21 protein-coding genes are annotated in these 26532 nt (G+C 57.3%); 14 read left to right on the top strand and 7 right to left on the bottom strand.

Features of this window, described 5'->3' with window-relative positions; translation table 11 throughout:
• Positions 1-171: 171 nt before the first annotated feature.
• Together DFP86_RS19365 and DFP86_RS16185 are read left to right on the top strand one after the other, a co-directional pair.
• Entirely contained in the window at positions 172-318 is a 147-nt protein-coding gene (locus DFP86_RS19365) for a hypothetical protein (protein ID WP_166642311.1), read from the top strand.
• Positions 319-426: 108 nt separating this feature from the next.
• Complete coding sequence (locus tag DFP86_RS16185) at positions 427-1581, top strand: DUF4238 domain-containing protein (RefSeq protein WP_133683154.1); 1155 nt, start codon at positions 427-429, stop codon at positions 1579-1581.
• Positions 1582-1971: 390 nt separating this feature from the next.
• On the opposite strand, the gene DFP86_RS16180 is transcribed toward DFP86_RS16185, so the two are convergent.
• On the bottom strand, positions 1972-2157 hold the full coding sequence (locus DFP86_RS16180; protein WP_133683152.1) for a hypothetical protein: 186 nt from the start codon (positions 2155-2157) through the stop codon (positions 1972-1974).
• 505 nt (positions 2158-2662) lie between these two features.
• Between DFP86_RS16180 and DFP86_RS16175 the strand changes: the two genes are divergently transcribed.
• Positions 2663-2965, top strand: a complete 303-nt coding sequence (locus tag DFP86_RS16175; protein WP_133683150.1) for a cell wall hydrolase — start codon at positions 2663-2665, stop codon at positions 2963-2965.
• Positions 2934-3521 (top strand): hypothetical protein, encoded by a 588-nt coding sequence (locus tag DFP86_RS16170; RefSeq protein WP_133683148.1) that lies wholly within the window; start codon positions 2934-2936, stop codon positions 3519-3521. The genes DFP86_RS16175 and DFP86_RS16170 overlap by 32 nt, the downstream gene beginning before the upstream one ends.
• An 84-nt stretch (positions 3522-3605) precedes the next feature.
• On the opposite strand, the gene DFP86_RS16165 is transcribed toward DFP86_RS16170, so the two are convergent.
• Positions 3606-4825, bottom strand: a protein-coding gene (locus DFP86_RS16165) for an IS3 family transposase (RefSeq protein ID WP_208108367.1) whose coding sequence is annotated in 2 segments (ribosomal slippage) — positions 3606-4483 and positions 4483-4825 — 1221 coding nt in all. Because the reading frame shifts where the segments join, the coding sequence is not laid out codon by codon here.
• Positions 4826-5272: 447 nt separating this feature from the next.
• On the opposite strand from DFP86_RS16165, the gene DFP86_RS16160 reads away from it, so the two are divergent.
• Positions 5273-6142 (top strand): FRG domain-containing protein, encoded by an 870-nt coding sequence (locus tag DFP86_RS16160; protein ID WP_133683146.1) that lies wholly within the window; start codon positions 5273-5275, stop codon positions 6140-6142.
• Positions 6143-6592: 450 nt separating this feature from the next.
• Here the strand turns inward: DFP86_RS16160 and DFP86_RS16155 are convergent, their stop codons facing one another.
• The gene (locus tag DFP86_RS16155; RefSeq protein ID WP_133683144.1) at positions 6593-7687 is read right to left on the bottom strand and encodes a DUF6765 family protein; all 1095 of its coding nucleotides are present in this window, start codon (positions 7685-7687) and stop codon (positions 6593-6595) included.
• 114 nt (positions 7688-7801) lie between these two features.
• Positions 7802-9031, bottom strand: coding sequence for a hypothetical protein (locus DFP86_RS16150; protein WP_133683142.1), 1230 nt, complete (start codon positions 9029-9031; stop codon positions 7802-7804).
• 143 nt (positions 9032-9174) lie between these two features.
• On the opposite strand from DFP86_RS16150, the gene DFP86_RS16145 reads away from it, so the two are divergent.
• On the top strand, positions 9175-10383 hold the full coding sequence (locus DFP86_RS16145; RefSeq protein ID WP_133683140.1) for an IS4 family transposase: 1209 nt from the start codon (positions 9175-9177) through the stop codon (positions 10381-10383).
• Between the two features lie 547 nt (positions 10384-10930).
• On the opposite strand, the gene gyrB is transcribed toward DFP86_RS16145, so the two are convergent.
• The 3 genes from gyrB to dnaA are packed head-to-tail and all read right to left on the bottom strand — an operon-like array spanning position 10931 to position 15958.
• On the bottom strand, positions 10931-13321 hold the full coding sequence (gene gyrB, locus DFP86_RS16140) for a DNA topoisomerase (ATP-hydrolyzing) subunit B (RefSeq protein WP_133683138.1): 2391 nt from the start codon (positions 13319-13321) through the stop codon (positions 10931-10933).
• Positions 13322-13374: 53 nt separating this feature from the next.
• Positions 13375-14481, bottom strand: a complete 1107-nt coding sequence (gene dnaN, locus DFP86_RS16135) for a DNA polymerase III subunit beta (RefSeq protein WP_133683136.1) — start codon at positions 14479-14481, stop codon at positions 13375-13377.
• Positions 14482-14527: 46 nt separating this feature from the next.
• Positions 14528-15958 (bottom strand): chromosomal replication initiator protein DnaA, encoded by a 1431-nt coding sequence (dnaA, locus tag DFP86_RS16130; RefSeq protein ID WP_133683134.1) that lies wholly within the window; start codon positions 15956-15958, stop codon positions 14528-14530.
• 309 nt (positions 15959-16267) lie between these two features.
• Here dnaA and rpmH point away from each other — a divergent pair, with 309 nt between their 5' ends.
• The 8 genes from rpmH (at position 16268) to DFP86_RS16090 (ending at position 26407) form a co-directional block, all read left to right on the top strand.
• A complete protein-coding gene (gene rpmH / locus DFP86_RS16125; protein ID WP_008955801.1) occupies positions 16268-16402 on the top strand; it encodes a 50S ribosomal protein L34 in 135 nt (44 codons plus the stop codon).
• A gap of 6 nt (positions 16403-16408) precedes the next feature.
• Positions 16409-16771 carry a ribonuclease P protein component gene (gene rnpA, locus DFP86_RS16120; RefSeq protein ID WP_133683132.1) on the top strand — a complete coding sequence of 121 codons (363 nt, stop codon included), beginning with the start codon at positions 16409-16411 and terminating at the stop codon, positions 16769-16771.
• Entirely contained in the window at positions 16747-16956 is a 210-nt protein-coding gene (gene yidD, locus DFP86_RS16115) for a membrane protein insertion efficiency factor YidD (RefSeq protein WP_133683130.1), read from the top strand. Before rnpA ends, yidD begins: the two co-directional genes overlap by 25 nt.
• Before the next feature lie 16 nt (positions 16957-16972).
• Positions 16973-18619, top strand: a complete 1647-nt coding sequence (yidC, locus tag DFP86_RS16110) for a membrane protein insertase YidC (RefSeq protein WP_133683128.1) — start codon at positions 16973-16975, stop codon at positions 18617-18619.
• A 75-nt stretch (positions 18620-18694) separates the two neighbouring features.
• Positions 18695-20041 (top strand): tRNA uridine-5-carboxymethylaminomethyl(34) synthesis GTPase MnmE, encoded by a 1347-nt coding sequence (gene mnmE, locus DFP86_RS16105; RefSeq protein ID WP_424991636.1) that lies wholly within the window; start codon positions 18695-18697, stop codon positions 20039-20041.
• A gap of 210 nt (positions 20042-20251) precedes the next feature.
• The gene (locus DFP86_RS16100; RefSeq protein WP_133683124.1) at positions 20252-23086 is read left to right on the top strand and encodes a type VI secretion system Vgr family protein; all 2835 of its coding nucleotides are present in this window, start codon (positions 20252-20254) and stop codon (positions 23084-23086) included.
• On the top strand, positions 23083-25092 hold the full coding sequence (locus tag DFP86_RS16095) for a phospholipase D-like domain-containing protein (RefSeq protein ID WP_133683121.1): 2010 nt from the start codon (positions 23083-23085) through the stop codon (positions 25090-25092). The genes DFP86_RS16100 and DFP86_RS16095 overlap by 4 nt, the downstream gene beginning before the upstream one ends.
• The gene (locus tag DFP86_RS16090) at positions 25085-26407 is read left to right on the top strand and encodes an SEL1-like repeat protein (RefSeq protein ID WP_133683119.1); all 1323 of its coding nucleotides are present in this window, start codon (positions 25085-25087) and stop codon (positions 26405-26407) included. The genes DFP86_RS16095 and DFP86_RS16090 overlap by 8 nt, the downstream gene beginning before the upstream one ends.
• The last annotated feature ends 125 nt before the right edge of the window (positions 26408-26532 follow it).

The following is a 26532-nucleotide window of genomic DNA, read 5'->3' as shown; positions in this document are numbered from 1 at the left end:
GCACCGGATCCCAGTACCGCTTTTGTTCGGGCCATGACAAAATCCTGGAAGAAGTCCAGGGATTATAACAGATTTGCGCTAACCGAACAGTATTGAGACCTGACCCTCATGACCAAAAAGCAATGCCTGAGTGAAACTGCAACAAGAAAGACCTGACCCTCATGACCTTTCATGGCCTCCGACGAGTGCCGTTTGATCGTCGATAGCCGGTTGGAATGGGCGTTCGAGCCGATCGATGCCAACACGTCGTGGATGTACCTGCCGCGTGCCACACAGGTGCGCGAGGTGGCGGGCTGCCTAGTGCTAACGGCCGATTAACGGCCTCAACCGGAGGCGGGGGGCGAAGCCCCCCCCCGGCCGGGTAGCAGGGCAAGGCGGACCAAAACATGAAACCGGCACTGAGCTTCCACGCATAGAGATCAAAAAATGTGCAACACGAACGAGACAAGAAACAGGAATAAAAATCAGCATTATGTTCCGCAATACTATTTCCGGTTTTTTTCACCTGATGGAAATAGCATACGCATACTACTCAGAAAGAATGGCAGGGTAACACCACCTGCGGCGATCCACTCTCAGTCATCTGGCGATTATTTCTACGGCGACCAATCGGTAGAAAATGACATTACAAACTACGACACAAAGTACTCTTATAATCACAGAATAATAATTGAATGCTTGGAAAATGGAACAGGAAATATTTCTGAAGAGTGCATTAAAGTGCTCATTGAAAACATTCTGTTCCAGCACGAAAGAACACTATCCCACAGAGAATCTGAGACTAACATCCATGGCTTTTATAGAGATTTTCTCACGCCACAGATTGAAGACCTTAAAAATGATGACCCCGAACTCTCAGAGGAGGCAAATCAAGCCCTTCAGACAGCGATGGGGCTGATGAGCGAAGCCCTTAGTGATCAGAGATATATGCAGTACGCCAGTTTGACGCAGGTTTTACAGAAAACACAATCCATTTCAGATCTCACACTATGCTTTCTAAAAAATAGTACGGATCGGCCTTTTGTATTTAGTGACTCCCCCGTGGTGTATTCAAATTTTGCACTCAGGTGTTACCGGTGCAGCAAGTTGGGCGAAATTAATCTTGGACTGCAGATTTTTTTCCCTCTTAATGCATCATGGCTGGCATTCCTTTACGACCCAGAAGCTTATCAATTAAACGGCGACTCAGACTTTATGGTTTTCGATTTAAAAAATGAAAATGATGTCCACGAAATAAACAAACTGCAACTACACGAGTCATTTAGTTCAGTTTATTTCGGCAGTGAAAAGCACGAGGCTTACCTGGAAAAGCTATGGAAGGATGCAAATCCAAGCCAAGAAAAAGGCAGGAAAAGCATCGAGCAGCTTCCTGAGCTGACACTCGATGGCATACCTACCGGGCGTCATGTTTTCTCTACCTCCGAGCCGGAACCAACCTTTTTTCCAAGTCTAAGCTTTCTCAAATGCAAAGACCTTTCCCAATCTCATATACCTTACCGTAAAGCTTATATTGCCTCATTCTCCACACATGATGCCCCTGCCACCAATTTGAATGCTTTGATTGATAAATTTCCTGACTGAAGCTCCCCTGGTTTGCCAGACGCTCGGGCAACTTACGCCACCTCCCCAGCGGACCTTCACCTGCCAGACAGCGCGGCGGCAGCTTGTTACGTGCTACTGCGTCCAATGAGTTTGCCCCGACGTGAACTCCTCGGCCACTCCAGACGTTGGCAGTAGTCGAGACTTTACCGCTTCCACTATTCTCCCTGCAGGGTTATTTTTACGCACAATTACTCCCTGTCGGGCGATTCTCAATCGCTGCCTATATCCCTATAGGGCTATTCGGCACCGGGGATCAGGCACCGGGGGTCACACCGGGGGTCAGGTCTTTCTTGTTGCAGGTTTTGCCAACAGCGTTCATGCATTTGACCCACCCGGCGGCGCCACCGGGTAAAGTCCATTTATGGACGCTTAAGCACGCAAGGCGGCTTGGACGACATCAAGCTTATAACTGACAGCGGCCAACAGACTGCGCGCCGCTTCTTGGTTGGGCCGTCGCGATTGCGATGGCGCCAACTGACGCACCAGTTGATTGACGGTGGACTGGATATCGCGCAGATCGCGCTCGACGGCGCTAAGGTGACGGCGGTGTGCCATGGGTCGAACTCCTTCTACTTACAGTCATGGAGGAGCTGCCGCAGGGGGCGGCAGGCCGAGCGAAGGTTGGCAGACCAGGGCTACTACCCGGCACACCGGCGGGCGAACCCGCCGGTGTCCTCCGCCGGCCCGCCATAGACGGACGGAGCGACGATTTTAAATACTGCTTTGGTTGCAGTACTCAAGTAGCCAAGGCTGCCAAGCCTCGTGTTGCTTATATTCATTCGCAACGGTGACGGAGATTAGGGGCCTAGGCGGGGAGCGTCAAGGGAGCGCGGTTCGACTGGCGGATGGGCTGGTTTTCACTGTCGGCGGTGCAAAAAACGTTTGAGTGATTTTGTCAGTCGTCACATTGCCATCCTGGTGATGTGCGGGGCCACGAGACCTACTCGTGAGAGGAAGACAATACTGGCAGCGGCATCGTCGCGGCCTCACAGGTGGGTCAGTTTTACACTGTCGCTAACACCATCGTGCCGCCACTTACCAAGCCGTCGTGACCGCAAGAATGCAGTACGATACATGGATGAAGTCTGACCCAAACTATAAAGAAGTCCAGCGCCCAAGCAGTGCAGCAAAATGGGATGAGTCGTTGTCGGCCGCGCGGGAGGTTTTCTACGCGGAGGAGGCCAAGAATCCTATTTCGGGAGCGACACACTACTATAGCCCCAAGGCTCAGGCACAGCTTCATCGGGTTAATCCCAAGATGTTCCCCAGCACACCGAGCTTCATTACGGATGAAGCCATCCTTGTTCCAAATCCACCAGGGGTATCGGAAGATGCATTCCGTTTTTACAAGAACATTCGTTAGTGCAATCTGCTTGGCTGCTTACTCAATGGCAGGTGCTGATCCGGTTGCTCCTCCCCAGCCAGAAACAAGTAGCTATCCAGGCGCCGATGGCTGGCGTATTCAAGTCCAGTGCAAAGGCACGGATGCCGATGACGATTGCTCAACGACGGCACAAAAGGACGGCTTACCATCGGTTCCCATCCTGGGCTCACCTCATGCTCCTGGCGTAACTTGGTACGGCAAACGTGCGGGGGTTCGACTCGATTGTGGTACAGCATGCTGGGGAACACTGTTCTTTACCCCGCCCAACAAGGTGACAGGGCCATTTGACGCTATTGATGCAATATCAGCCAACGGCCGCTACGCTGTCCGCATCTCCTCAAATCCTCTGGTGGTCTTTGATGTCCAGACCGGCAAGGCGGTTGCACGCTTAAAACTGGCCACGAAAGACAAGAATCCGCTGGTAAGTGGGGCCATTCAATCCAGCGAATTCAAGGGGCAAACATTGGTCGTTGATTACCTTGATGGGCATGGTGTGCAGAGGAAGGCAACGCTGGTGGTGCCACACGGGGAATGAGGCTTAACAACCACCAATCAGCCCTGCTGCATTCCAGACGGCCCCGCTGGATTTGCCCCCGTATAACAGGACACCGATCAACGCTTAAGTTGATGAAGCCGCCAGGCGTCGAAACTCTCGTGGAGAGCGGTATTTCAACGCACTATGCGGGTGAAACTCGTTGTAGTGCTCAATGGCAATCGCCAGATTCCGGTAGGCCGTGTGGGCATCCGGTTTCGGCATATGGCCGACGTAGTCCCGCTTCAGCGTCTTGACCATGCTTTCCGCCATGCCGTTACTCTGCGGGCTGCAGACGGGCGTGGTTAACGGCTTGAGGCCTACTTCCCGAGCAAACAGCCGCGTATCGGCGGCAATATAACTCGAACCGTTGTCGCTCAGCCATTCCACCTCGGGCGAGATGCCCAATTGAATGCCGCGCTTCTCAACCGCCTCCAACATGACGTCTCGAACCATGTCGCCCGTGTAACCACCCGTCGAGGCGGTCCAACTGATGATTTCACGGTCGCAGCAGTCCTCCGCAAAGACGACGCGCAGCTTTTCGCCGTTATCGCAGCGAAACTCGAAGCCGTCCGAGCACCAGCGGCGATTACTGTCGGCAACGGCAACCCGGCCATCATGCCTGCGCGGGATACCAGGCTGTTTGACTCGTCGCGGAAGCAGCAGGCCATGCTGGCGCATGACACGATAAACACGCTTCACATTAACCGCCGGTAGATTGTTGGATGCGCGCTGACGGCGAAGCAGTCCCCAAGCTCGGCGATAGCCATAGCTGGGCAGCTGCGAAATCGCGGCCCGAATTGCCTCGACCAGCTCACTATCGTCGGTCGAGCGACAGGAACGCCCATCCCGCCAATCGGCAGAACGCGACACACGGCGAATCACATTCGAACGCGCCAACCCCAGCGAGGTACAGACCGGTGCTACTGGTCTTCCCCCGGCAATAAGGGTGAGCGCGCAATCCACTTTTTTGCGCGAGCGATTTCCACGGCTTCTTTGAGGATTTCGTTCTCCATCGTCTTCTTGCCGAGGAGTCGCTGTAGTTCACGTATTTGCTTGATGGCAGAAGCCAATTCGGAGGCGGGCACGACTTCTTCTCCTGCGGCAATCGCCGACAGGCTGCCTTCCTGATAAAGCTTGCGCCACTTGAACAACTGATTGGGATTGAGCCCATGACGGCGGGCCACGAGGGAAACGGACTGGCCGGGCATGAAGCTCTCGGCAACGATGGCCTGCTTCTCGTCGATGCTCCAGCGGCGACGGCGCTCGGGGCCGAGCACGTCTGTCTTGTTGTTGGTGTTAGTCATAAACATAGCCTTAAACCTATCCCTTATTCTAAGCGGGAATCGGTGTCCTATGTTTCAGGGGGCTCATCCACCCGCCTTGAGTTGGTTTTTATTTGCCCCTCCATTGATATAAATCGCCCAAAGTTTATTAGATACTCCTATGTGGTAGCGGCCATTCGTAATTGAAGGTACGAGTGGCCGCTATTGACCCGTTGCAGCCATCTGAACTCGTCATGACATGCCAGCTGCGTTGAGATGTGAACAGTCATAGATAGCGGGCAAGGTATAGGCTCGGTTCTAGCATGCAGAAGTAATGGGGGGTACGGATCAGGGCATGACAAGGTTCTTGAAAAACGAGCTTATGCTACGATAATGCTGTCACCACTATCAACTGTTATCCAGGCGCTCTTGCCCACATAAACACTGTTGGACAGCAAGTCGCATCGACAAGGAGTGTTCATCAGCACAATGGATTCCCCTCAATTTGTCGTGGCGAACAATTCAAGCTTCGCATCTGTTCAGGTATCTTCGTGGGGCGAATTCGTGGCCGTCGTCGAGACCCATTTCTTGGATTGGTCGGAATATATTTACCGCGGCCAGCGCGATGCCCAGTGGCCGTTGCGCTCCAAGTTCGACCGCGAGTTTGTTCGAGCACAGTCCGACCCCCAAAATTCTCTTGATGCGCGAGAGGTGGTTCTACATAGACAACTTGAACGGTTCCAGCGCTCTTGCGTCGGCCGACGCGGCCATGCCCCCCGGAACCTTTCACACGACGAATGGTGGTCGCTCGGCCAGCACTTTGGTCTAGCCACTCCCCTCTTGGACTGGACGCGATCCCCCTACATTGCCTGTTTCTTCGCCATGCAAAAGACAGGGCAATCTAAATCAGGACAATGCGCTGTATGGGCGTTTAGCCACATCGGGTTCCGCGAGATCCTAATGAATATGCCCAAAAACTACGAAGTAGCAGAAGAACTGCTACCAACAGTCGAGCTGCTCGAACCTCTAATTGACGAGAACTGTCGCCAACTAAATCAGAATGGGCTGTTCACCCGCACCCCGAATGGAGAAGACATTGAGGGTTTCATCCGGAAACACATCGAGCTAAGAGGTATGAGCCCCGTCCTTTACCGAATTGATATTCCAGAGTGCCTAAGGGAGGCGTTCCTTCGGCACCTCGAAGCTATGAATGTACACGCCGGCTCACTCTTTCCTGACATTTCGGGTGCTGCCGAGCTCTGTAATCGTGGGCTCGAAAGGGAATCATCTGACGTCTTGTGGAAACAGCAGCCCGATTTCATCCGTCGGATGTTAAATAACTCCTCTTGCCATGAATAGACCGCAGCCCACCAAGAGGCTCCAACGGACGGAACTCTTGCATGGCACAAGGGCACAGGTCTTTCTTTCATGCTTGCGCTTAAAAAACAATGCCAGGGTGAAACTGCAACAAGAAAGACCTGGCCCTTGTGTGTGCGCAATCAAGCAAATATGAAAATGGCCTCCAAACCTGGAGGCCATCCTTCTCACAGCATAGGCTGCGTGTAAAATCCCATAAATCTAGAAAAGGGGTAAAAATCTAGGCTTCAGTGGGATCCTACTGTAGGACAGCGCAGTTCGTGAGAAAAGCGGGCATTGATTTCAAAGGGTTTTCTCATTTTTCTTCGCATGATCATAGGGTTGCATGTGCGGAGTAGCTGAGAAAATCCTACAAAATTTGCGCTTTTCGTGAAAATTTAGTATAAATCTATAAAAAACAACGAGTTATAAACTATTGGGTGACATTCAAAATTAAGCGACGATCACCTGATGCTGTGGCAAAAGTCGCTTCAGCACAAAATGCCTGTGATAGTCAGCTGCAGCGTAGAAAAGATATGCGTCACTATTCACAATTGCAGTCGCATTTCTTGAGTCCAGGGCTGCCTTGAGGTGGTCACTCCACATCATAGGATCATAGTGCCCACAGGGCTGGACATGGTTACCTAACTCCCCCTTTCCCATGGCCTCCATCCAACGGACCGTGCGCTCTTCTGCGTCGCCCTCAAAACGCAGAATTGTACTCACGGCAGGCTCAATCTCATCAAATTTGACTGAGGCAGAGCCATAGCCCTTTGCTCTTGCAAACTCAGTAAAATGTTCATGAAGTCTCCGGCATGCCGATAGAAACAGAGCATGATTGTCTCGGGAATCCACCTCTCCACTTGCATTCGTAAATTCCCACTTTAGAAAAGGGGTATCAGGGAGAGTATCAACAGCTCCATGTCCAAGCGTTGACTCTCCAGCTATACGTGTCTTGATGTGCTCGGTAAGGTTCCAGATTTTCTCTATTGCTTGTGCCGAATGCCTGTTATCCAGATTTATGGAGTTAATGTCGACCTTGTTCAATTCTGACTCCGCACCTGCGAACCCAAAGTGTGAAAACGTATCGGCATAGACATGCGCAGCGATTCCCATTAGTTGTAAGCCGAATGTCTCCCCAGCCAAGGAAATATGATGGCTTATCATTTCATTGGCAATCCTGCTATCTGTCTTGCAAATGATGCGTTCTAGATAGGAGGCATTGCCGCCGCCAGGAAGAAAATGAAATGGAACCCATACCATGCGACTATCATCTTTCGTATCGGAAATGGGTTTCCGCTGGATACGCTTGATCAGAGTATGAATAAGGCCCGCATCAGCATTCAGATCCATTGGGCTATGAGCCGTTGCGATCCCATAGACGGCCTCACATGTGTCACCTCCGACAACTCTCACGGCCTTAAATTGCTCATGATCCTGATCGTCAACATACTGGGCTGCATGCGCAATGATCTGTGCTTCTTTACAAGGGATTCCTGCTGAGGCTGCCATCGCATAGGTCCCGTAGTAGTGCATGTCAATTTGCATATAATGCTTTCCTTATGGTTACCGTGCGCCACGAGATCGTCTATCAGGCCCGAACTGGATGGCAGGTTCTTAAGAAAATAGCTCAACTAGATAATATTAAGTCACTTATCAATTTCAAGCACTTGTGTCTATAATTCTTGTGGCGGATCTATCCAAATCTAGGCCTTGAGAAATCAAAACTCTAGCAGAATTATTTTTTTCAATCTCGTATGCCTTATTGATCCTATCTCTAATCAAAGAATCTTGAAGTTTTTCCGAAAAATTGATGTCTGTTCCTTGAACAACACGCTCAAGTTTGTTTGAAATTTCTATTTCTGAAAGTGTGTTTTTTAACTTTTCCCCACGCAATCTTTCTTCAGCAATTTCCCTATTAATTTTTGCTGCCTCTAATTCCTCGAGCTTGATCTTCTCATCTATTTTATGAAGAGTCTCTGCTCTTCTTTCTTGCCCAATTGTTTGATATAAAGATAACCCACCCTCAATAATGGCCTTTAGAGGACTATTTCTCGATATCTCCTTGAGTTCCAGGCCTGTTTGCTCTTTCTTGTTAACAAGTGACCGGCCTAAAATTCGGAATTTCGTATCAGAAACCTTCGCAATTACCAGTGGCCGGGTAATTGCGTCGAAATTCTTAAAAAATGCTAACAGTACAGAGGATATTCTTTTTGAATGCCTGCTAGATTCATCTATTAACTCTCGTTGAGCTTCATCGTCTGTACTTTTTATAAAAATCAGATCAGACAAAAGCTGCTCTTTTTTTATGTAATATTTTCTCAAACAAGATACTATATCTTCTCTTGTTAATGGTTCTTTTTTATCTCCTCGCTTTGCTGCTGCTTCCCTGCTTTTTTTTGCACGGCCTTCCGCTAGCGAAACAACAAAATCTTCAGCCTCTCCAAGGCCATCTGTCGTTAATACTTCAAATGCTTCAACTAAGCTATCCTTTGTTAGTGGTCGAACATGATTTCTATACAAAAAAGAATTTATTGTTTTGAATAATTGATAGAATAAGTTTAAATCGTAATTACCAGGTTCTGGAGCCAATGGAACAGGAAGACCTATGTCGTAAAAATTTTTTACGGCAGTTGAGTCTTCTACTAAATTAAGATTTGCATATCGTCTATATAGCGGCAGTGAGTGGTCAAATATAAAAATATCTGATGGCGATACCCCATTTTTTATTGCTGAACATATTGAGTTCAAAAGTTCAAATTTGTAATATGAAGTATTTAATTTGTTCAAAAATCCGGCAATTTCCCATGGATACATTGGTTCATCGTGCTGCTGAACAAATTTTAAACAAATACGGATGCCAGAATTTTTATAATCATAATCATCAAACATAATCATCTAACCCTATATTTTATACATATGCATATTTAAAATTTGTTTTGATATCCGAATGGGGGTCACGGGGTCAGGTCTCAACACTGTTTGGTTAGTGAACTCCGCTCCTGCTATGGCGTCTCTCCACGAAGGAGGACGTCATGGCACGAACCAAAACATCGCTTGGCGCAGGGGCGCGGCTAAGCGATTTTCTCAGCGCCAGTTTACTGGCCAGAGTCTTTCCCGCCGATCTCGTCAATCGCGTACTCGACGCGCATGGGTGCAATAGCCAGCGTATTCGCAGTTTCCCGGCGGTGGCCGGCGTGTACTACTGCATGGCGCTTAACCTTTATCCCGAAGCCGCCTATGAAGAGGTATTCGCCGTCGTGGCTCAGGGCTTGGCCTGGGCTGAGGGGAAACCGTCCTCCACCACGGTCCACAAATCCTCCGTCAGCGAGCTACGCCGCAAAATCGGTGCTACGCCGCTTCGTGACCTCATGCATCGTGCCTGTCTGCCTCTGGCTCGGCCTCAAGCTCATCCCGATGCCTTCTTCGCTGGTTGCCGTGTCGTCGCTATCGATGGCAGCAATTTCGACATTCCCGACGAGGTCGATAACGTGGCGCAGTTCGGCTATCCCGGTAGTCGCACCGGCCAAGCCGGCTATCCACAAGCGCAATGCGCCGTGCTGGTCGAATGCGCGACTCACGCCATCCTGGATGCCAACATCGGTCCTTATCGCGCACCAGAGTGGGAGCTCTGCCTGCCGCTCTTGGCCAGTCTAAAGCCCGGCATGCTGTGCCTTGCCGATCGCGGATTCCGCGGGCATGCACAGTGGTGCGCTGCTCGTGCCAGCGGCGCTGATCTGTTATGGCGTTGCGCAAGCAACCAGATCTTGCCGGTGTTGCAGCCCTTGGCGGACGGTTCCTGGCTAAGCGCACTCTATCCCAACGACCGAGCCCGGCGTCGAGGTGTCGATGGCGTGCCGGTCCGCATCATTGAGTACACCTTGCCGCAACACAGTGGTTCGACCGCCTCTTACCGCCTCATGACCAGTTTGCTCGACCCAGAATCGGCCCCAGCATTGTCGTTGGCGGCGCTATATCACGAGCGCTGGCAGGTGGAGTCGGTCTTCGACGAGCTCAAGACGCATTTACTGCGGCAACGCCGCGTGTTTCGCTCAAAAACGCCCGAGCTGGTACGCCAGGAATTCTACGGTTGGGTGCTGGCGCATTACGCGGTGCGTTGGTTGATGCATCAGGCGGCAAGCGAGTATCGACAATCGCACCACGCGCTGTCGTTTACGGCACATGTGCAACTGGTGAGGCGCACCCAGCCCCAATCCGGGGCCTTTCCCCCCAGCGCAGCCTAGAAAGCGATGTGGTTGGTTTCGGCAATTGCTGGCGCACGCAGCAACGCTGCTAGCCGTACGAACCTTGGGCGAGCATGCGCCACGACAAGTCAAGCGACGAAACTCGCCCTATGCTTCGCATGACCACCACTATCCACGACGATGCAAGATTGATTGTGCGGTAGGCTTGGTGATGGCATGTACCTAAACGAACAGTATTGGGTCAGGTCTTTCTTGTTGCATGTGCCCCTCCCAAAAAAGGGAGATACCTTCGTCCATGCTTCTCTTCCTTTGCCAGCATGCACCACTCAAAAGCGGAGCATCTTGCCAGGACTCCAGCTTCTGGTGTTTTTGCAATCCTATTCATTTTTCATGAACTGACAGCCTGCCCCTTCCATTTCAAATTCACAAGTACATGTGCATGAAAATTCGCTGTCTTTGTATCTAAATCAAATCAAAAAAGCATACCCTTGCGCCAGACCACAGCGAACAGGCAATAAAAAAAGCCCCGCAAAAGCGGGGCTCCCTCACAACGATAAGTCAGCACTGACTTACCCACACATCTCAATCAAACATCAATATTCCGCGCAATCAAAGCATTGCTCTCAATGAACAACCTACGCGGTTCGACGTTGTCGCCCATCAGGGTGGTGAACACGTCGTCGGCGCCCATGGCGTCTTCGATCTTCACCTTGAGCAGGCGGCGTACATCCGGGTCCATGGTGGTTTCCCACAGTTGCTCGGCGTTCATTTCGCCCAGCCCCTTGTAGCGCTGGATGCTCATGCCCTTCTTGGCGTCGGCCAGCAGCCAGTCGAGCGCTTCGCCGAATTCCGCCACCGGGCGCACGGTTTCGCCGCGGCGTACGCAGGCGCCTTCGCCCAGTAGGCCGCGCAGCAGGTCGCCGGTGCGAACCAGTTCGGCGTAGTCGTTGGAGTCGAGGAAGTCCTGGTCGAGCACCGAAACCATCACGTTGCCGTGCAGCTTGCGGATGATCTTGATCATCCAGCCGTCGTTCTTGCTGTCGTGCATCAGTTCCAGCGCCAGGTCTTCGGCCGGGATCTTGCCGTTGAGCTGTTCGACCGCCGAGCGGGCGCCTTGCTCGGTTTCCAGCGACAGGCGTTCGACCTTGAGCAGGGCTTCCTGCAGCAGCGGGTCGATGACGCGGCTTTCGCGTTCGATGGCGGCGCGGGCCAGCAGGAACTGGCGGGCGACCTTGCCCAGCTCTTCGCCGGTCAGCGGCGTGGCGTTTTCGCGCGGAATCAGTTCCGCGCGGTCGAGCGCCAGCTGCAGCAGGTACTGGTCGAGCTCGTAGTCGTCCTTCAGATAGCGTTCCTGCTTGCCGTGCTTGGCCTTGTACAGCGGCGGCTGGGCGATGTAGATGTGGCCGCGTTCCACCAGCTCCGGCATTTGCCGGTAGAAGAAGGTCAACAGCAGGGTGCGGATGTGCGCGCCGTCGACGTCGGCATCGGTCATCAGAATGATGCGGTGATAGCGCAGCTTGTCCGGAAAGTATTCTTCCTTGCCGATACCGCAGCCGAGCGCGGTGATCAGCGTGGCGATTTCCTGGCTTTGCAGCAGCTTGTCGAAGCGGGCTTTTTCCACGTTCAGGATCTTGCCCTTGAGCGGCAGGATGGCCTGGAACTTACGGTCGCGGCCTTGCTTGGCAGAGCCGCCGGCGGAGTCGCCCTCGACCAGGTACAGTTCGCACAGCTTCGGGTCTTTTTCCTGGCAGTCGGCCAGTTTGCCCGGCAGGCCCAGGCCGTCCATGATGCCCTTGCGGCGGGTGATTTCGCGGGCCTTGCGCGCGGCTTCGCGGGCGCGGGCGGCGTCGACGATCTTGCCGCAGATGATCTTGGCGTCGTTCGGGTTTTCCAGCAGGAAGCTCTTCAGCGCTTCGCCGACCACTTCGTTGATCACCGGGCCGATTTCGCTCGACACCAGTTTATCCTTGGTCTGGCTGGAGAACTTCGGGTCGGGCAGTTTCACCGACAGCACGCAGGTCAGGCCTTCGCGCATGTCGTCGCCGGTGGTTTCCACCTTGGCCTTCTTGGCGGTTTCCGATTCGTCGATGTACTGGTTGAGCGTGCGCGTCATCACCTGGCGCAGTGCGGTCAAGTGGCTGCCGCCGTCGCGCTGCGGGATGTTGTTGGTGAAGCACTGGACGGATTCCTGGTAGGAGTCGTTCCATTGCATCGAGATTTCGGCGCTCATGCCGTCTTTTTCGCCCAGGGCGTAGAACACCTTGGGGTGCAGCACGGACTTGTTGCGGTTCATGTATTCGACGAAGCCGGCCACGCCGCCCGAGTAGGCGAAGTTCTCTTCCTTGCCGTTGCGCTTGTCGACCAGCGTGATGGCCACGCCGTTGTTCAGGAATGACAGTTCGCGGATGCGCTTGGCGAGCTGGTCGAAGTGGAATTCGACGGTGCCGAAGATTTCGCTGTCGGCATGGAAGTGCACTTCGGTGCCGCGGTGTTCGGAATGGCCGGTGACGGTCAAGGGCGCCACGGCTTCGCCATGGCGGAATTCCATTTCGTGCACCTTGCCGTCGCGCCATACCTTGAGGCGCAACCAGTCGGACAGGGCGTTGACCACCGAGACGCCGACGCCGTGCAGGCCGCCGGAGATCTTGTAGCTGTTGCTGTCGAACTTACCGCCGGCGTGCAGCACGGTCATGATCACTTCGGCGGCCGAGCGACCTTCTTCCGGGTGGATGTCGGTCGGGATGCCGCGGCCGTTGTCTTCCACCGAGATCGAGTTATCCGGGTGAATGATCACGCGGATGGTGTCGCAATGGCCGGCCAGGGCTTCGTCGATGGCGTTGTCCAGCACTTCGAACACCATGTGGTGCAGGCCAGTGCCGTCCTGTGTATCGCCGATGTACATGCCCGGGCGCTTGCGCACGGCATCCAGGCCTTTAAGAACCTTGATACTGTCCGCGCCGTATTCCTGTTCGCTCATAAAACCTTCTTCTTCGTGTGTCTGTCAGTGCGGGGGCCGAGGCCCCCACGCGCTTAGATGCGCATCGGCATCACGATGTATTTGAAGTCGCTGTTGTCCGGGATGGTGAACAGCGCACTGCGGCTGCCATCGCCAAACGCCAGTTGCAGGGTGTCGGCCGGCAGGTTGGTCAACACGTCCAGCAGATAGTTGATGTTGAAGCCGATCTCCAGCCCACCGCCGCTGTAGCCGATTTCCAGCTCTTCCTCGGCTTCTTCCTGTTCGCTGTTGGTGCACAGGATCGACATGGCGCCGGGCTTGAGCACCAGGCGCACGCCGCGGAATTTCTCGTTGGCCAGAATGGCGGCGCGTTGCAGCGCGTGCAGGAAGGTGACGCGCTCGATCAGGAAGATCTTGTCGTTGTCGAGCGGGATCACGCGGTTGTAGTCCGGGAACTTGCCGTCGACCACCTTGCTGATGATCACGGTGGTGCCGAAGCTGAAGCGCACCTGGTTGGCGAGCACTTCGATGTTGATCGGGTCGTCGCTGTCGGCCAGCAGCTTGTAGAGCTCCAGCACGGTCTTGCGCGGCAGGATGACTTCGGCCTTGGGCAGGTTGGCTTCCACCTCGGCGGAGGAGAACGCCAGGCGGTGGCCGTCGGTGGAAATCAGCCGAACCTGGTTGCCCTCGGTCTGCATCAGCAGGCCGTTGAGGTAGTAACGGATATCCTGCACCGCCATGGCGTATTGCACTTGGGCGATCAGGCGCTTGAGTTCGCGCTGGCTCAGGCTGAAGGCGGCGTCGCTGGTGCCGTTGACCGGCAACAGCGGGAAATCTTCCGCCGGCAGGGTTTGCAGGTTGAAGCGCGACTTGCCGGCTTTCAGCGTCAGGCGGCCGTCTTGCTGTTCCAGCGTGACGGTGGCCTTATCGGGGATGGCGCGCAGGATGTCCTGCAGCTTCTTGGCCGAGGTGGTCAGACGAAAATCTTCGCCCGGCAACGCGTCGGTGCTGGCGGTCGTGATTTGGATTTCCAGGTCGGTTGCGAGAAAGCCGACTTCGGCCCCCTTCTTTTCGATCAGCACATTGGAAAGAATGGGCAGCGTGTGGCGGCGTTCGACAATGCCTGTCACCGCCAGCAGCGGCTTGAGCAGGGCATCACGTTCGGCTTGCAGAATCAGCATGTTCCGGACTCCCGAAGAGGAACGAGTGGTGAATTGATCATGGCTATCAGTTGCGCAACATGGATAGCAATGTTTCGTAATCGTGAGCGATGTCGCTGTCCACGGTGCGCATTTCGGCAATGGTCTTGCAGGCGTGCAGCACAGTGGTGTGATCTCGCCCGCCGAAGGCCTCGCCGATGTTCGGCAGGCTCAGCTGGGTGATTTCCTTGGCCAGCGCCATGGCGATCTGCCGCGGGCGGGCGATGTCCCGGCTGCGCTTTTTCGAGTGCATGTCCGAGAGCTTGATCTTGTAGTAGTCGGCGACGGTTTTCTGGATGGTGTCGACCGTCACCTGGCGGTTGCCGGCGGCCAGAATGTCCTTGAGCGCTTCCTTGACCAGATCCATGGAAATGCTCTGGTTGGTGAAGCGGGCGTAGGCCACCACGCGCTTGAGCGCGCCTTCCAGTTCGCGCACGTTGGAGCGCATGTTCTGGGCGATGAAGAAAGCGACGTTGTGGTCGAGCTTGATGTTGTCGGCTTCGGCCTTCTTCATCAGGATCGCCACGCGCATTTCCAATTCGGGCGGCTGGATTTCCACCGTCAGGCCCCAGGAGAAGCGCGAGATCAGCCGTTCTTCCATGCCTTCGATCTGCTTGGGGTAGGTGTCGCAGGTCATGATCACCTGCTTACCGCCCTCGATGAGCGCGTTGAAAGCGTAGAAGAATTCTTCCTGGGTGCGGTTCTTGCCGGAGAAGAACTGGATGTCGTCGATCAGCAGCAGGTCGAGCGAGTGGTAGTAGCGCTTGAACTCATCGAAGGCCTTGTGCTGGTAGGCGCGCATGATGTCGGCCACGTAGCGTTCGGCGTGGATATAACGAATGCGGGCCTGCGGCGACTTTTGGTAAACGTGGTTGCCGATGGCTTGAATCAAGTGGGTCTTACCCAGGCCGACGCCGCCGTAGACGAACAGCGGGTTGTAGGCCGGGTCGCCCGGGTTGTCGGCGATTTGCGCGGCGGCGGCGCGCGCCAGCTGGTTGCCCTTACCGGTCACCAGGGTGTCGAAGGTGAAGGCCGGGTTGAGGCGCGTGCTTTCGTGGCCGGCGCCGATGACCTTGGACGCGGCGGTCTGGCGCGGCTGAACCGGGCTGGGGGCAGCCGGCTGGCGGGCCAGGGCGGACGGGCTCGCGGCAGCGCCCGCCGTGGCGGCAGGCGCGGCAACCGGGGCCGCCGGCTCGGCGCGCATGGGGCGCACCTGCGGCGCGCCCAGGCGCAGTTCGACCGGCACTTCGCCCATCAACTCGACGGCGATTTCCTCGATGCGGCCAAGGAAGCGGTCTTTGATGAACTGCATGATGAAGCGATTGGGCGCCAAAAGCGCCACGCTGTCTTCGCTCGCCTCGGCGGCCAACGGCTTGATCCAAGTGTTGAACTGTTGCGAAGACAGTTCGGACTCAAGGCGAGCCAGGCACAGCGGCCAGAATTGATCCAGTTCGGTCATTAAATGTTTTTTACGCAATGTTCAAAGCAAAATCCCGCCGAGATCCGAGGAGCAAGACGGCGGGAGCTCCGGCGCGTCGCCGTGCCTGGAGCGATGTTCGGCATGGACACAGAAGAACCCCGGCGGGCGCCTGTCGGTATGCGTGGGCGCAAGGACTGGGCCGGGGTGCTGCAAACTCTACACATTCTAATGGTTTTTGCCAGAGTTATCCACAGGAGCACGAAAAATTAGCGGTTGACTTTTCCCCTAACATGTTGTCAAATCTCGCGTTTATTTTCTTTACCGTTTCGATAATAGGAACACCGCATCATGAAGCGTACTTATCAGCCTTCTACCACGCGCCGTAAGCGCACTCACGGCTTCCTCGTTCGCTCTAAGACCCGTGGTGGCCGCGCCGTTCTGGCTGCTCGCCGCGCCAAGGGTCGCAAGCGTCTGGCCGTGTAATCGGACTTGGACTACAGCTTTCGCCGCGCGCACCGGCTTCTGAAAACGGATGATTTTTCATCCGTTTTTGGTATGCGGCAAGCACGCAGCAATGCTTTCTTTCAGGTGTATGCCCGCCCCAACGACCTGGGCCACCCCCGATTAGGGTTAGTGGTCGGCAAGAAAGTCGCCAAGCGGGCGGTTCGCCGCAACTATATCAAGCGCTCCGTGCGCGAGTGGTTCCGGCTGAACCAGCACCGGCTGGGTGGCATGGACTATGTCGTGCGCGCAAAACTTGTCTTTGACCGCGACAAAAGTCCCGAAGCTGTCATGGCTTTGTCGGCTCTGTTTGCTAAACTAGCTCGATGTCGCGACTCCTCGTCTACCTGATCCGCTTCTATCAGTTGGCCATCAGCCCGTGGCTTGCGCCGCGGTGCCGTTTCATGCCCACCTGTTCAAGTTACGCGATCGAGGCGGTGAAGAAGCATGGCGCCTGCAAGGGCGCCGCGCTCGCGGCTAAACGGATTGCGCGCTGTCACCCCTGGGGCGGCAGCGGCTATGACCCGGTACCCTAACTTTCCGGTAACCAAGATGGATTCCAAGCGCCTCATCATCTTTATCGTGCTGTCCTTGGGCATTCTGCTGTTGTGGCAGGAGAAGTTCGCGCCCAAGCCGCAACCTGCCGCCACCGTGCAGACGCAGACCGCTTCCGACAGCACCGCCGCAGCACAACCGGCGGGCGCCAATGGCGCCGAAGTCGGCTCGCTGGCCCGCGGACAACGCATCCGCGTCGACACCGACGTGATCCATGCCGAAATCGACACCACCGGCGGCGACCTGCGCGACCTGGAGCTGCTCAAGCACGACTCCACCGCCGACGCCAAGAAGCCGTTCAATCTGCTGACCGACGGCAACGGCCGCGTCTATGTGGCGCAAACCGGCTTGCTGGCCGACAGCAACCCGGCCCTGCCGACGCACAAGACGGTGTTCACCTCGACGCAAAACAGCTACAGCCTGACCGGCGACACGCTGGAAGTCCGGCTGACCGCCCCGGTCGCCAATGGCGTCAAGGTCGACAAGGTCTATGTCTTCAAGCGCGGCTCGTACGATATCGGCGTGCGCTATGAAATCGTCAACGGCGGCACCAACCCGCTGGCACCGACCGCCTACTACCGCCTGCTGCGCGACGGCAAGTCGCCGGACGGCGAAAGCCGCTTCGCCCAGACCTTCACCGGCCCGGCTGTGTACACCGAAGCCAACAAGTTCCAGAAGGTCAAGTTCGCCGATCTGGACAAGGAAAAGGCCGAATACACCAAGGACGCCCGCGGTGGCTGGGTCGGCATGTTGCAGCACTACTTCATGACCGCTTGGTTGATGAAGCCGCTCGACGGCCAGGACATCTGCCAGATCGCCAAGAGCTGCCGTTTCGACATGGCAGCCAAGGATGGCCTGTATTCGGCCAGCGCCTTGGTCGATCTCAAGCCGATCGCCCCGGGACAAAAGTTTGACCTGACCGTGCCGCTGTACGCCGGCCCGGAAGAGTACAGCACCATTTCCAAGGTGGCCAACGGCCTGGAGTACTCCAAGGACTACGGCATCTTCTACATCGTCGCCTCGCCGCTGTTCTGGCTGTTGACCAAGCTGTACGCCCTGGTCAGCAACTGGGGTTGGGCCATCATCCTGCTGACGCTGATCGTCAAGGCGGTGTTCTACCCGCTGACCGCGGCGTCCTACCGCTCGATGGGTAAGATGAAGGCGCTGTCCCCGCGTCTGGAACGCTTGAAGGAGCAACACGGCGACGACCGCGTCAAGTTCCAGCAAGCCGTGATGGAAATGTACAAGCAGGAGAAGGTCAACCCGCTGGGCGGCTGCCTGCCGATGGTGATCCAGATTCCGGTGTTCATCGGCTTGTACTGGGCGCTCTTGTCTTCGGTCGAGCTGCGTCAGGCGCCGTGGGTACTGTGGATTCACGACTTGGCTCGTCCGGATCCGTTCTATGTGTTGCCGGCCATCATGGCGGTCACCATGTTCGCCCAGACCTTCCTCAACCCGCCGCCGACCGATCCGGTTCAGGCCAAGATGATGAAGATCATGCCGCTGGCGTTCTCGGCCATGTTCTTCTTCTTCCCGGCCGGCCTGGTGCTCTACTATGTGCTCAACAGCATTCTGTCGATCGCGCAGCAGTGGTACATCAACCGCCAGATCGAGCAAGCCAAGAAGGTTGCTCAGCAGAGTTGATCGCCGCCTGAACTGACTCCCAAGCCCGACCGCCTGCGGTTGGGCTTTTTAACATTTGAGCCGACCATGTCCTCGATTCGTTACACGCCCGCCACCATCTGCGCCATCGCCACCGCCACCGGACGCGGCGGCGTCGGCGTGATTCGCGTCTCCGGCCGCGACTTGCTGCCGTTTGCCGCCGCGCTGTCCGGCGGCAAAACCATCACGCCGCGCTATGCGCTCTACACCGACTTCCTGGCCGCCGACGGCAGCGCCATCGACAACGGCTTGTTGCTGTACTTCCCGGCGCCGCATTCGTTCACCGGCGAGGACGTGCTCGAACTGCAAGGCCATGGCGGCCCGGTGGTGATGCGCATGCTGCTTTCGCGTTGCGTCGAACTGGGCGCGCGGTTGGCGGAGCCGGGCGAGTTCTCGCGCCGGGCGTTTCTCAACGACAAGATGGATCTGGCCCAGGCCGAGAGCGTGGCGGACCTGATCGACGCCGCCAGCGAATCGGCGGCCAAAGGCGCGCTCAAATCGCTCAAGGGCGCGTTTTCCGACGAGGTGCACGCGCTGGTCGACGGGCTGATCACATTGCGCATGCTGGTGGAAGCCACGCTGGACTTCCCGGAAGAGGACATCGACTTCCTCAAGGCGGCCGACGCCACCGGCAAGCTGGAACAACTGCGTCAGCGCCTGGAAAAGGTGCGCGCCACCGCGCGCCAGGGCGCCATCCTGCGCGAGGGCATGCACGTGGTGCTGGTCGGCCAGCCCAATGTCGGCAAGTCGAGCCTGCTGAATGCCCTGGCCGGCGACGACGTGGCCATCGTCACCGACATCGCCGGTACCACGCGCGATACCGTGCGCGAGGAAATCCTGCTCGATGGCGTACCGATGCACATCATCGACACCGCCGGTCTGCGCGAAACCGAAGACGTGGTGGAACTGATCGGCATCGAACGCACCTGGCAAGCGGTCGAGCGCGCCGATCTGGCGCTGGTGCTGGTCGATAGCCAAGAGGGCGTGGACGAGGGGCTGGAGCGCATTCTGGCGCGTCTGCCGACCGGCCTGCCGCTGGTCTTCGTCTTCAACAAGATCGACCTGACCGATGGCCAACCCGAGCAGGACACGCACAACGGCCACCCCTCGGTCTACCTGTCGGCCAAGACCCAGGCCGGTGTCGACCTGCTCAAGGCGCGCCTGCTGCAGATGGTCGGCTTCAGCGCCGGCGCCGAGGGCGTCTACCTGGCGCGCGCGCGGCACATGGACGCCATCGGCCGCGCCGCCGAACACCTGACGCTGGCCGCCACCGGCTGGCAGCAGATCGAGATCTTCGCCGAAGAACTGCGCCTGGCGCAGAACGCCTTGTCGGAAATCACCGGCGAATTCAGTTCGGACGATCTATTGGGGGTGATTTTCAGCCGCTTCTGCATCGGAAAGTGACGCCGCGTCAATGTCGTTGGCATTGTGGAATGTTGCCAAAATACCCATAGACATTAAATTCCGTTTGCTACACCTGTCCGATAGGACAGATAATCAACTGTTAACAATCCAGCTATCATTTAAAAAGTTTTTAGCGGTTTAGGTTCTTTCCGATTGAACCATGCCGGATCACACCATACCCTCGCGCGAGGGTATTTTTTTGGAACATGGATGGATCTGAACACGCTTTTGGCCAGCTTCGCCTCGGCCTTCAACCAAGACCAGCGCCTGCTCACGCTGCAACTGGGCAACGGCCACATCGCCGCCGGGCAGTTGCTGCCGCTGAGCCTAGCGGGCGAGGAAGGTGTGTCCAAACCCTACCGCCTTGTCCTCGCTTGCTTGTCGCCGGATGCCGGCATCGAGCTGAAATCCCTGCTCGGCCAACCGGCGCGCATCGGCATCCATGACGCCGACGGCGGCGAGACGCTGCGCTGCGGGGTGGTGAGCCAGGCACGGCAGCTTGGCGCGGACGGCGGCTTTGCCAAGTACGAGCTGACGATCGAGCCGCCCCTTGCTTTGCTGCGCCATCGCAGCACGGCACGCGTGTTCCAAGATCAAAGCGTGGCCGACATCGTCAAGCAGATCCTCGCCGAGCATCAGGCGGCCAATCCCCTGTTTGCCCGGATGCAGACGCTGGACATCCAGGTTCAACCCGCCGCCCCGCGCAGCTACACGCTGCAGTACAAAGAGAGCGACTACGATTTCATCCGCCGCTTGCTCGGCGAAGAGGGTTATAGCTGGCGCTTCGTCCATCTCGACGACGACGGCCCGCAAGTCAAACTGGTGGTGTTCGACGATGCCAACAGCCTGCCGGCCGCCAAATTGGCGCGGGTCCGTTTCCACCGCAGCGATGCCACCGAGGAGGAAGACGGCCTGACCGGCTGGGAGGCCGCACGCCAGATCATCCCGGGCAGCACATCGCTTGCCAGCTACGATTACAAACCGGTCTACACCCAGCAAAACGGCGACGGCAGCCGCGTCGATCAGGGCCAAGCGGGGCTTGCCCTGCAAAGCAGCCTAACGCAGTACGACGCGCCCGGCCTGTACTACGCCGGCGACGAAGAGCAACTGGGCCGCTACGCCGCGCTGCGCCAGCAAGCGCACGACCAGCAGGCCAAGCAATTCAGCGGCAGCGGCTCGGTGCGCGGGCTGGTGCCGGGCGAATATTTCCGCTTGGATGACCACCCCGCCCACAGCGGCGACGCGGCGAGCCAACGCGAATTCGTCGTCACCGGGCAAACCTTCCAGGCGCGCAACAACCTGCCGCACGACCTGGCGCAACACTTGGGCGCCGAAGAGCATAGCGCCCCCTTCTCGACCTCGATCCAGACGCAACGCCGCGGTATCCCGCTGACTGCCGCCTATGCCGGTACCACGCTGGCCAAGCCGACTGCGCCGGGGCTGCAAACGGCGACGGTCGTCGGCCCGGCCGGCGAGGAAGTGCACACCGACGAGCAAGGCCGCATCAAGGTGCAGTTCCACTGGGCGCGCAGCCAAGAGCACCCGGACGCCGGCGCCGGCTTCGACGAACGCTCCAGCTGCTGGGTGCGCGTCGCCATGCCCTCGGCCGGCGCCGCCTGGGGGCATCAGTTCATCCCGCGCATCGGCCAGGAAGTACTGGTGGACTTCATCGAGGGCGATATCGACCGCCCGGTGGTGCGCAGCGTGGTCTACAACGGCAGCCACACCCCGCCGGCCTTCTCCGCCGCCGGCAATCTGCCGGGCAACAAGACGCTGTCCGGCATCAAGTCGAAAGAGCATCAAGGCCAGGGCCACAACGAACTGCTGTTCGACGACACGCCGCAACAAGTGCGCGCCCGGCTGGCCAGCACGCATGGCGCCACCCAGCTTAACCAAGGCTTCCTCACCCAGCCCCGCGCCGATGGCAAAGCCGAGCCGCGCGGCGAAGGTTTTGAGCTACGCAGCGACCAACACGGCGCACTGCGCGCCGCGCACGGCCTGTTGCTTTCCACCGAAGCGCAAAACGGCGCCGCCGGCCCGCACCTGGCCAGAACCCATGCCCAAAGCCAACTCGATGCGGCGCTCGCCCTGAGCAGAAGCCTGGGCGACGTGGCCACGGCGCAGTTGGCCGACACCCTCGACAGCGCGCCGCAACAAAAACTCAACGACGCCCAGCAAAAATGGCAAGACGGCAAACAGCCCATTCTGGTGACGAGCGCCCCGGCCGGCATTGCCAGCCTAACGGAACAAAGCCAGACAATCGCCGCCGGCACGAACCTCGACCTGGTGGCGCAACGCGACGTCAATCACAGCGCCGGGCGTCGATGGCTCGCCAACGTCAAAGAGCACATCAGCCTGTTCGTCGCCGGGGTGGCGGATAAAGCGACGATGAAGCTGATCGCCGCCAAGGGCAAAGTGCAGGTACAAGCACAGCACGGGGAAATGGAACTGACCTCCGAGCGCAACCTCGTGGTCACATCGACCCAGCAACGCATTGTGGTCGCCGCCCAACAAGAAATTCTGCTGACCTGCGGCGGTGCGTACATCCGCCTCAAGGGCGGCAATATCGAGCTGCATTGCCCCGGTAAGATCGACATCAAGGGCGCGCAACACCTCATGAATGGCCCGGAACGCATGACGGTGACGCATCCCAATTTCCCGCAGAGCTCACCCAAAACACCGCTGGCGCTGCATTTGGACCAAGCACCGCAAGGGAGTAACAGTAGCTGGGCCGGCATGCCTTACACCCTGCATGCCGATGGTGGCGAAATCGAGCGCGGCATCGTCGACCACAGCGGACAGTTGCACGTCGAGCACGCCGTCACCACACAAAAGTACACCGTGGAATTGGCCAACGGCGTGAAGTTCCACATCCCCATCGCCGAGGAAATGCGCACCCCGGATAAAGGCGATCTGGCCAATGCCGGGTTCCATAAAGTGGATGCGGGCGGCGCGCCGCCGGATGGTCGCGAGGAGATCGATCATCATGCCCGGGCACGCTACAACCACCTGGTGAACGGCACCGATGACGGAGAACAATCATGAACAGCCCCATCGTCGTCCCGGTCAGCCCCAAAAAGCGGATGGCGGCCAATCTGACCTTGCCCTGGTTTTTACAAAAGAGCGAATACCATATCCAGCAGGCCAGTTTCCAGATTCTGGTCAATGGCGAGGCGGCTTTTGCCGCGGTGCATTATGCGATCGCCAAGGCCAAGAAGAACGTCTGCATCATCTGCTGGGGCTTTCAGCCGTCCATGTATTTCGTGCGCAAGGGCGCCGATGCGGTGAAGTACGCCGATATGGCCGAGGCGGTGCCGGCGCAGATCGGGAAGCTACTGGAATACAAGGCCAAGCAGGGGGTGCAAGTCCGCGTGCTGTCCTTCGCCTCAAAAGTCGGCGGGCTGTACGTCAACTCCACCGGCGCGACGGTGGAGGAATCGCAGACGCCGGGTCGTTGGGCGGTGGGCATCAAGGACAAGCCGGGCTTCGAAACACCCGCGCAATACGACTTCGACAAGCATTGGTATGCCTTGTACGACGAGGATCAAGCCGCCGCCGGCGCCACCGAGAAAGCCGACCGCGACCGGCGCCACCCGGACATCCCAAGCCAAACCCTGCACTTCCGTAGCCGGGGCTTCGGCCCGCGTACCCGCAAGCACATCCTGGATCAGGAGTACGACGACAGCGGCCTGAAACTGACGACCAAGTCCGCCTTGGCGCTCGGGCCTAGCCATCACCAAAAGATGGTGCTGGTGGATTACGACGACGAACACGCCCACGTCGGCTTTGTGATGGGCCACAACATGCTCGACGAGTATTGGGATACCAACGAGCACAGCGCCAAGCGCATGGCGCCGAACCTGGGGCGCAACGGTATCGTCGGCCCGCGCGAGGACTTCTCCAGCCTGGTCACCGGCCCGGTGATCGGCGATATGTTCCATAATTTCCGCCGCGCCTGGCGCGACGAAACCAAGGAAGACCTCGCCTTGCCGTCTGGCGGCTTCATCAATTACAAACCGCGGCTGGATAAGGGCGCCAACAAGCCGGCCATGGTGCAATTGCTGCGCACCCAGCCGGAGTACAAGAAGCAGGACATCAAGAAGATGTACTTGCAGACGGTCAACAACGTCACCTCGTTCATCTACATCGAAAACCAGTATTTCCGTTGGCCACCTTTGGCGGAAAAGATCAAGGCGGCGGCCAAGGCCCAAAAAGAGCACGGACGGCCGTATCCGATTTATCTGTTCGTCGTCACTAACACGTCCGACGCCGGCGTCGGCGCCGGCACCGTCAATACCTACCGCATGCTGGATAGCCTCGGCCGCGCCGATACCATCCCCGCCGTGGCCCGCGCCGAACGGGCCGACGACCTGGAGGCGCGCTTGGGGCAGGCCAAGCAGGCCGAGCGCGAGGCGAGCATCATCCATGCGGCGAACGTGCTGAGCCCCGAGAAGCTCCGGGAGAAAACCCGGCAAGCGCAGGAAGAAGCCACGGCCAGGCGCCAGCAGGCGGAACAAGCCTACGAAGCGGCGCAAAAGCCGGATGCACCGGTGGCCGAAGTCGAACAACCCGGCCTGAAAACCCATATCTGCTCGCTGGTGGCGATGGACTCCAAGGTCACGCCGGCCACCTACGAGCAACGCTACAACTACGATCAGGGCAAACAGATTTCGGTGGTCAAAACCCCAGCCACCGGGTGGACGGAAGTCTACATCCACGCCAAGCTGATGATCGTCAACGACACCTTCCTCACCCTCGGCTCGGCCAATATCAACACCCGCAGCATGCAGGTGGACAGCGAGCTGAACTTGGCGCTGGATCGGCCGGAAATCGCCCATCCGCTGCGCAAGGAGCTGTGGGGCAGGCATACTCACAGTTGGAAAGATGCAAACCCGGAGCGGATGGATATGGCAGAAAACTCAAAGGCGACCTTTACCGCGTGGCGAGATATTTTGAAGAAAAACTTTTCTGCATTTAAAAACGGCCAGCCACCTATCGCCCCTTTACGCGAATTCCTGCGCACTGACCCAGCCCGGAGCAACAGTGACTAAGCCAACCCTTTTTGCCCTGATTCTTACTCTCAGCCTGGCCGCCTGCAGCGGTTCCAAGGAGCGCGCCATGCCCGATTTGCACAACGTCGAGACCAATCTCGCCTTTACCTGCAGCTACGAAAAAGACCATCTGCCCGCACTCGACCCGGAGGCCGGCCAGCTGTACCGCTATGCCCGCTGGCTGCGCAAGAACCAGATCGAGAAAGAGGATCCGCTGCGTTACCCGCAAATGGAGCGCTACTACCGCATCGCCACCGCCTATGGCCACTACAAGGCCAACCTGGATCTGCGCGACATGATCGGCCGCGGCACCGCCAAGAGCGACGATCCGGTCAAGGAAACGCTGGATTTGACCCAGGAGCTGATCGACCGCGGCATCCCGGGCGGCTATTACGATATGGGGCGCTATATCAAGGCCGGCTACGGCGTGAAACAGGATGAAGAACTGGCCAATCGTTACTATCGCAAGGCAGCCGACATGGGCAGCCCGGAAGCGCAATACCTGGTGGGCGGTAAATTGACTGGCCTGACGATTGCACAGCCCGTGCCGTTTGCCATCGGGAACCAGATGCTTAAATGTGCGGCTGAACAGGGACACGCAACTGCAGCATTGGAATATGCGAATCAGTTACAGTTTGAAAAAAAGTTCGCCGAAGCCGTCAAATTTTTTCAATTGAGCACTAAGTGGGGAGATGAAACCGCTGCTTACAATTTGGAAAATGGTTTTGGTTCCATTCCAACAGAGAATAAGCAGTCGATTGATCTGGGCTTAAAGCAGGATGATGAACGCAGCCGTCGCTACAAAATCATCAGTGGCATACTGAGCGACTACTCCTACGCCCACCCCAGCGTCCCCGAGCTAGACGAGATCGTACCTCTGCCGCCGGCCAAGCTGCCGCACTGGAACGGCAAGATCAAATGGTTGGAGGACTTCAAGGCCAATGTGGCGCCGGAAAAACCGTCCGAAGAGCTGATGAAGAAGCTGGCCACAGCCAAGGGCTTGGACCCGGCCACCGGTCGCCCCAAAGCCAAGGCGGGGGAAGCGGGCAAAACCGCCGCCGCCACGCCGGCCCCCAGCAAAACATCGGATCGTCTGCCCTTGGGCAGCAAGGTGGCCAGCGGCCAACCTTGCCCGGAAACCGGCTTGTGGCAATGCACGCATCCGCAGGCCACGCCGCGTCAGCTATCGCTCATGGCCGGCCAGACCATGCCGGCGGTGCTGGTGCCGAATCAGCGTAGCGTTTGGCAAAAACTGAAAGGGGAGCCCGACCAGTTGGCCATCGATAGCGAATGGGAATTGGTGCAACTTGGCTAGACCCGCCATGACGCGGTCGGTACATGGGGGTGAAAATGGGCATACCCCAGCCCCAGACCGCCCACGATCAAGCAGGGCTAGGCGGTGCCCGGACATACCCCCCTCTTATTGCGCAAACGGCGTGT

The sequence above is a fragment of the Paludibacterium purpuratum genome, assembly GCF_004363805.1.
In the GTDB taxonomy this organism is placed as follows: Bacteria; Pseudomonadota; Gammaproteobacteria; order Burkholderiales; family Chromobacteriaceae; genus Paludibacterium; species Paludibacterium purpuratum.
This window is presented reverse-complemented; position numbering and strand designations above follow the sequence as displayed.

Coding starts and splice junctions, on each gene's coding strand:
- dnaA (WP_133683134.1), bottom strand. CDS start 15,958: ATGACCGAACTGGATCAATTCTGGCCGCTGTGCCTGGCTCGCCTTGAG.
- DFP86_RS16100 (WP_133683124.1), top strand. CDS start 20,252: ATGGATCTGAACACGCTTTTGGCCAGCTTCGCCTCGGCCTTCAACCAA.
- DFP86_RS16170 (WP_133683148.1), top strand. CDS start 2,934: ATGCATTCCGTTTTTACAAGAACATTCGTTAGTGCAATCTGCTTGGCT.
- DFP86_RS16175 (WP_133683150.1), top strand. CDS start 2,663: ATGCAGTACGATACATGGATGAAGTCTGACCCAAACTATAAAGAAGTC.
- DFP86_RS16150 (WP_133683142.1), bottom strand. CDS start 9,031: ATGTTTGATGATTATGATTATAAAAATTCTGGCATCCGTATTTGTTTA.
- gyrB (WP_133683138.1), bottom strand. CDS start 13,321: ATGAGCGAACAGGAATACGGCGCGGACAGTATCAAGGTTCTTAAAGGC.
- DFP86_RS16145 (WP_133683140.1), top strand. CDS start 9,175: ATGGCACGAACCAAAACATCGCTTGGCGCAGGGGCGCGGCTAAGCGAT.
- DFP86_RS19365 (WP_166642311.1), top strand. CDS start 172: ATGGCCTCCGACGAGTGCCGTTTGATCGTCGATAGCCGGTTGGAATGG.
- DFP86_RS16160 (WP_133683146.1), top strand. CDS start 5,273: ATGGATTCCCCTCAATTTGTCGTGGCGAACAATTCAAGCTTCGCATCT.
- rpmH (WP_008955801.1), top strand. CDS start 16,268: ATGAAGCGTACTTATCAGCCTTCTACCACGCGCCGTAAGCGCACTCAC.
- yidC (WP_133683128.1), top strand. CDS start 16,973: ATGGATTCCAAGCGCCTCATCATCTTTATCGTGCTGTCCTTGGGCATT.
- yidD (WP_133683130.1), top strand. CDS start 16,747: ATGTCGCGACTCCTCGTCTACCTGATCCGCTTCTATCAGTTGGCCATC.
- DFP86_RS16180 (WP_133683152.1), bottom strand. CDS start 2,157: ATGGCACACCGCCGTCACCTTAGCGCCGTCGAGCGCGATCTGCGCGAT.
- DFP86_RS16185 (WP_133683154.1), top strand. CDS start 427: ATGTGCAACACGAACGAGACAAGAAACAGGAATAAAAATCAGCATTAT.
- DFP86_RS16095 (WP_133683121.1), top strand. CDS start 23,083: ATGAACAGCCCCATCGTCGTCCCGGTCAGCCCCAAAAAGCGGATGGCG.
- dnaN (WP_133683136.1), bottom strand. CDS start 14,481: ATGCTGATTCTGCAAGCCGAACGTGATGCCCTGCTCAAGCCGCTGCTG.
- DFP86_RS16155 (WP_133683144.1), bottom strand. CDS start 7,687: ATGCAAATTGACATGCACTACTACGGGACCTATGCGATGGCAGCCTCA.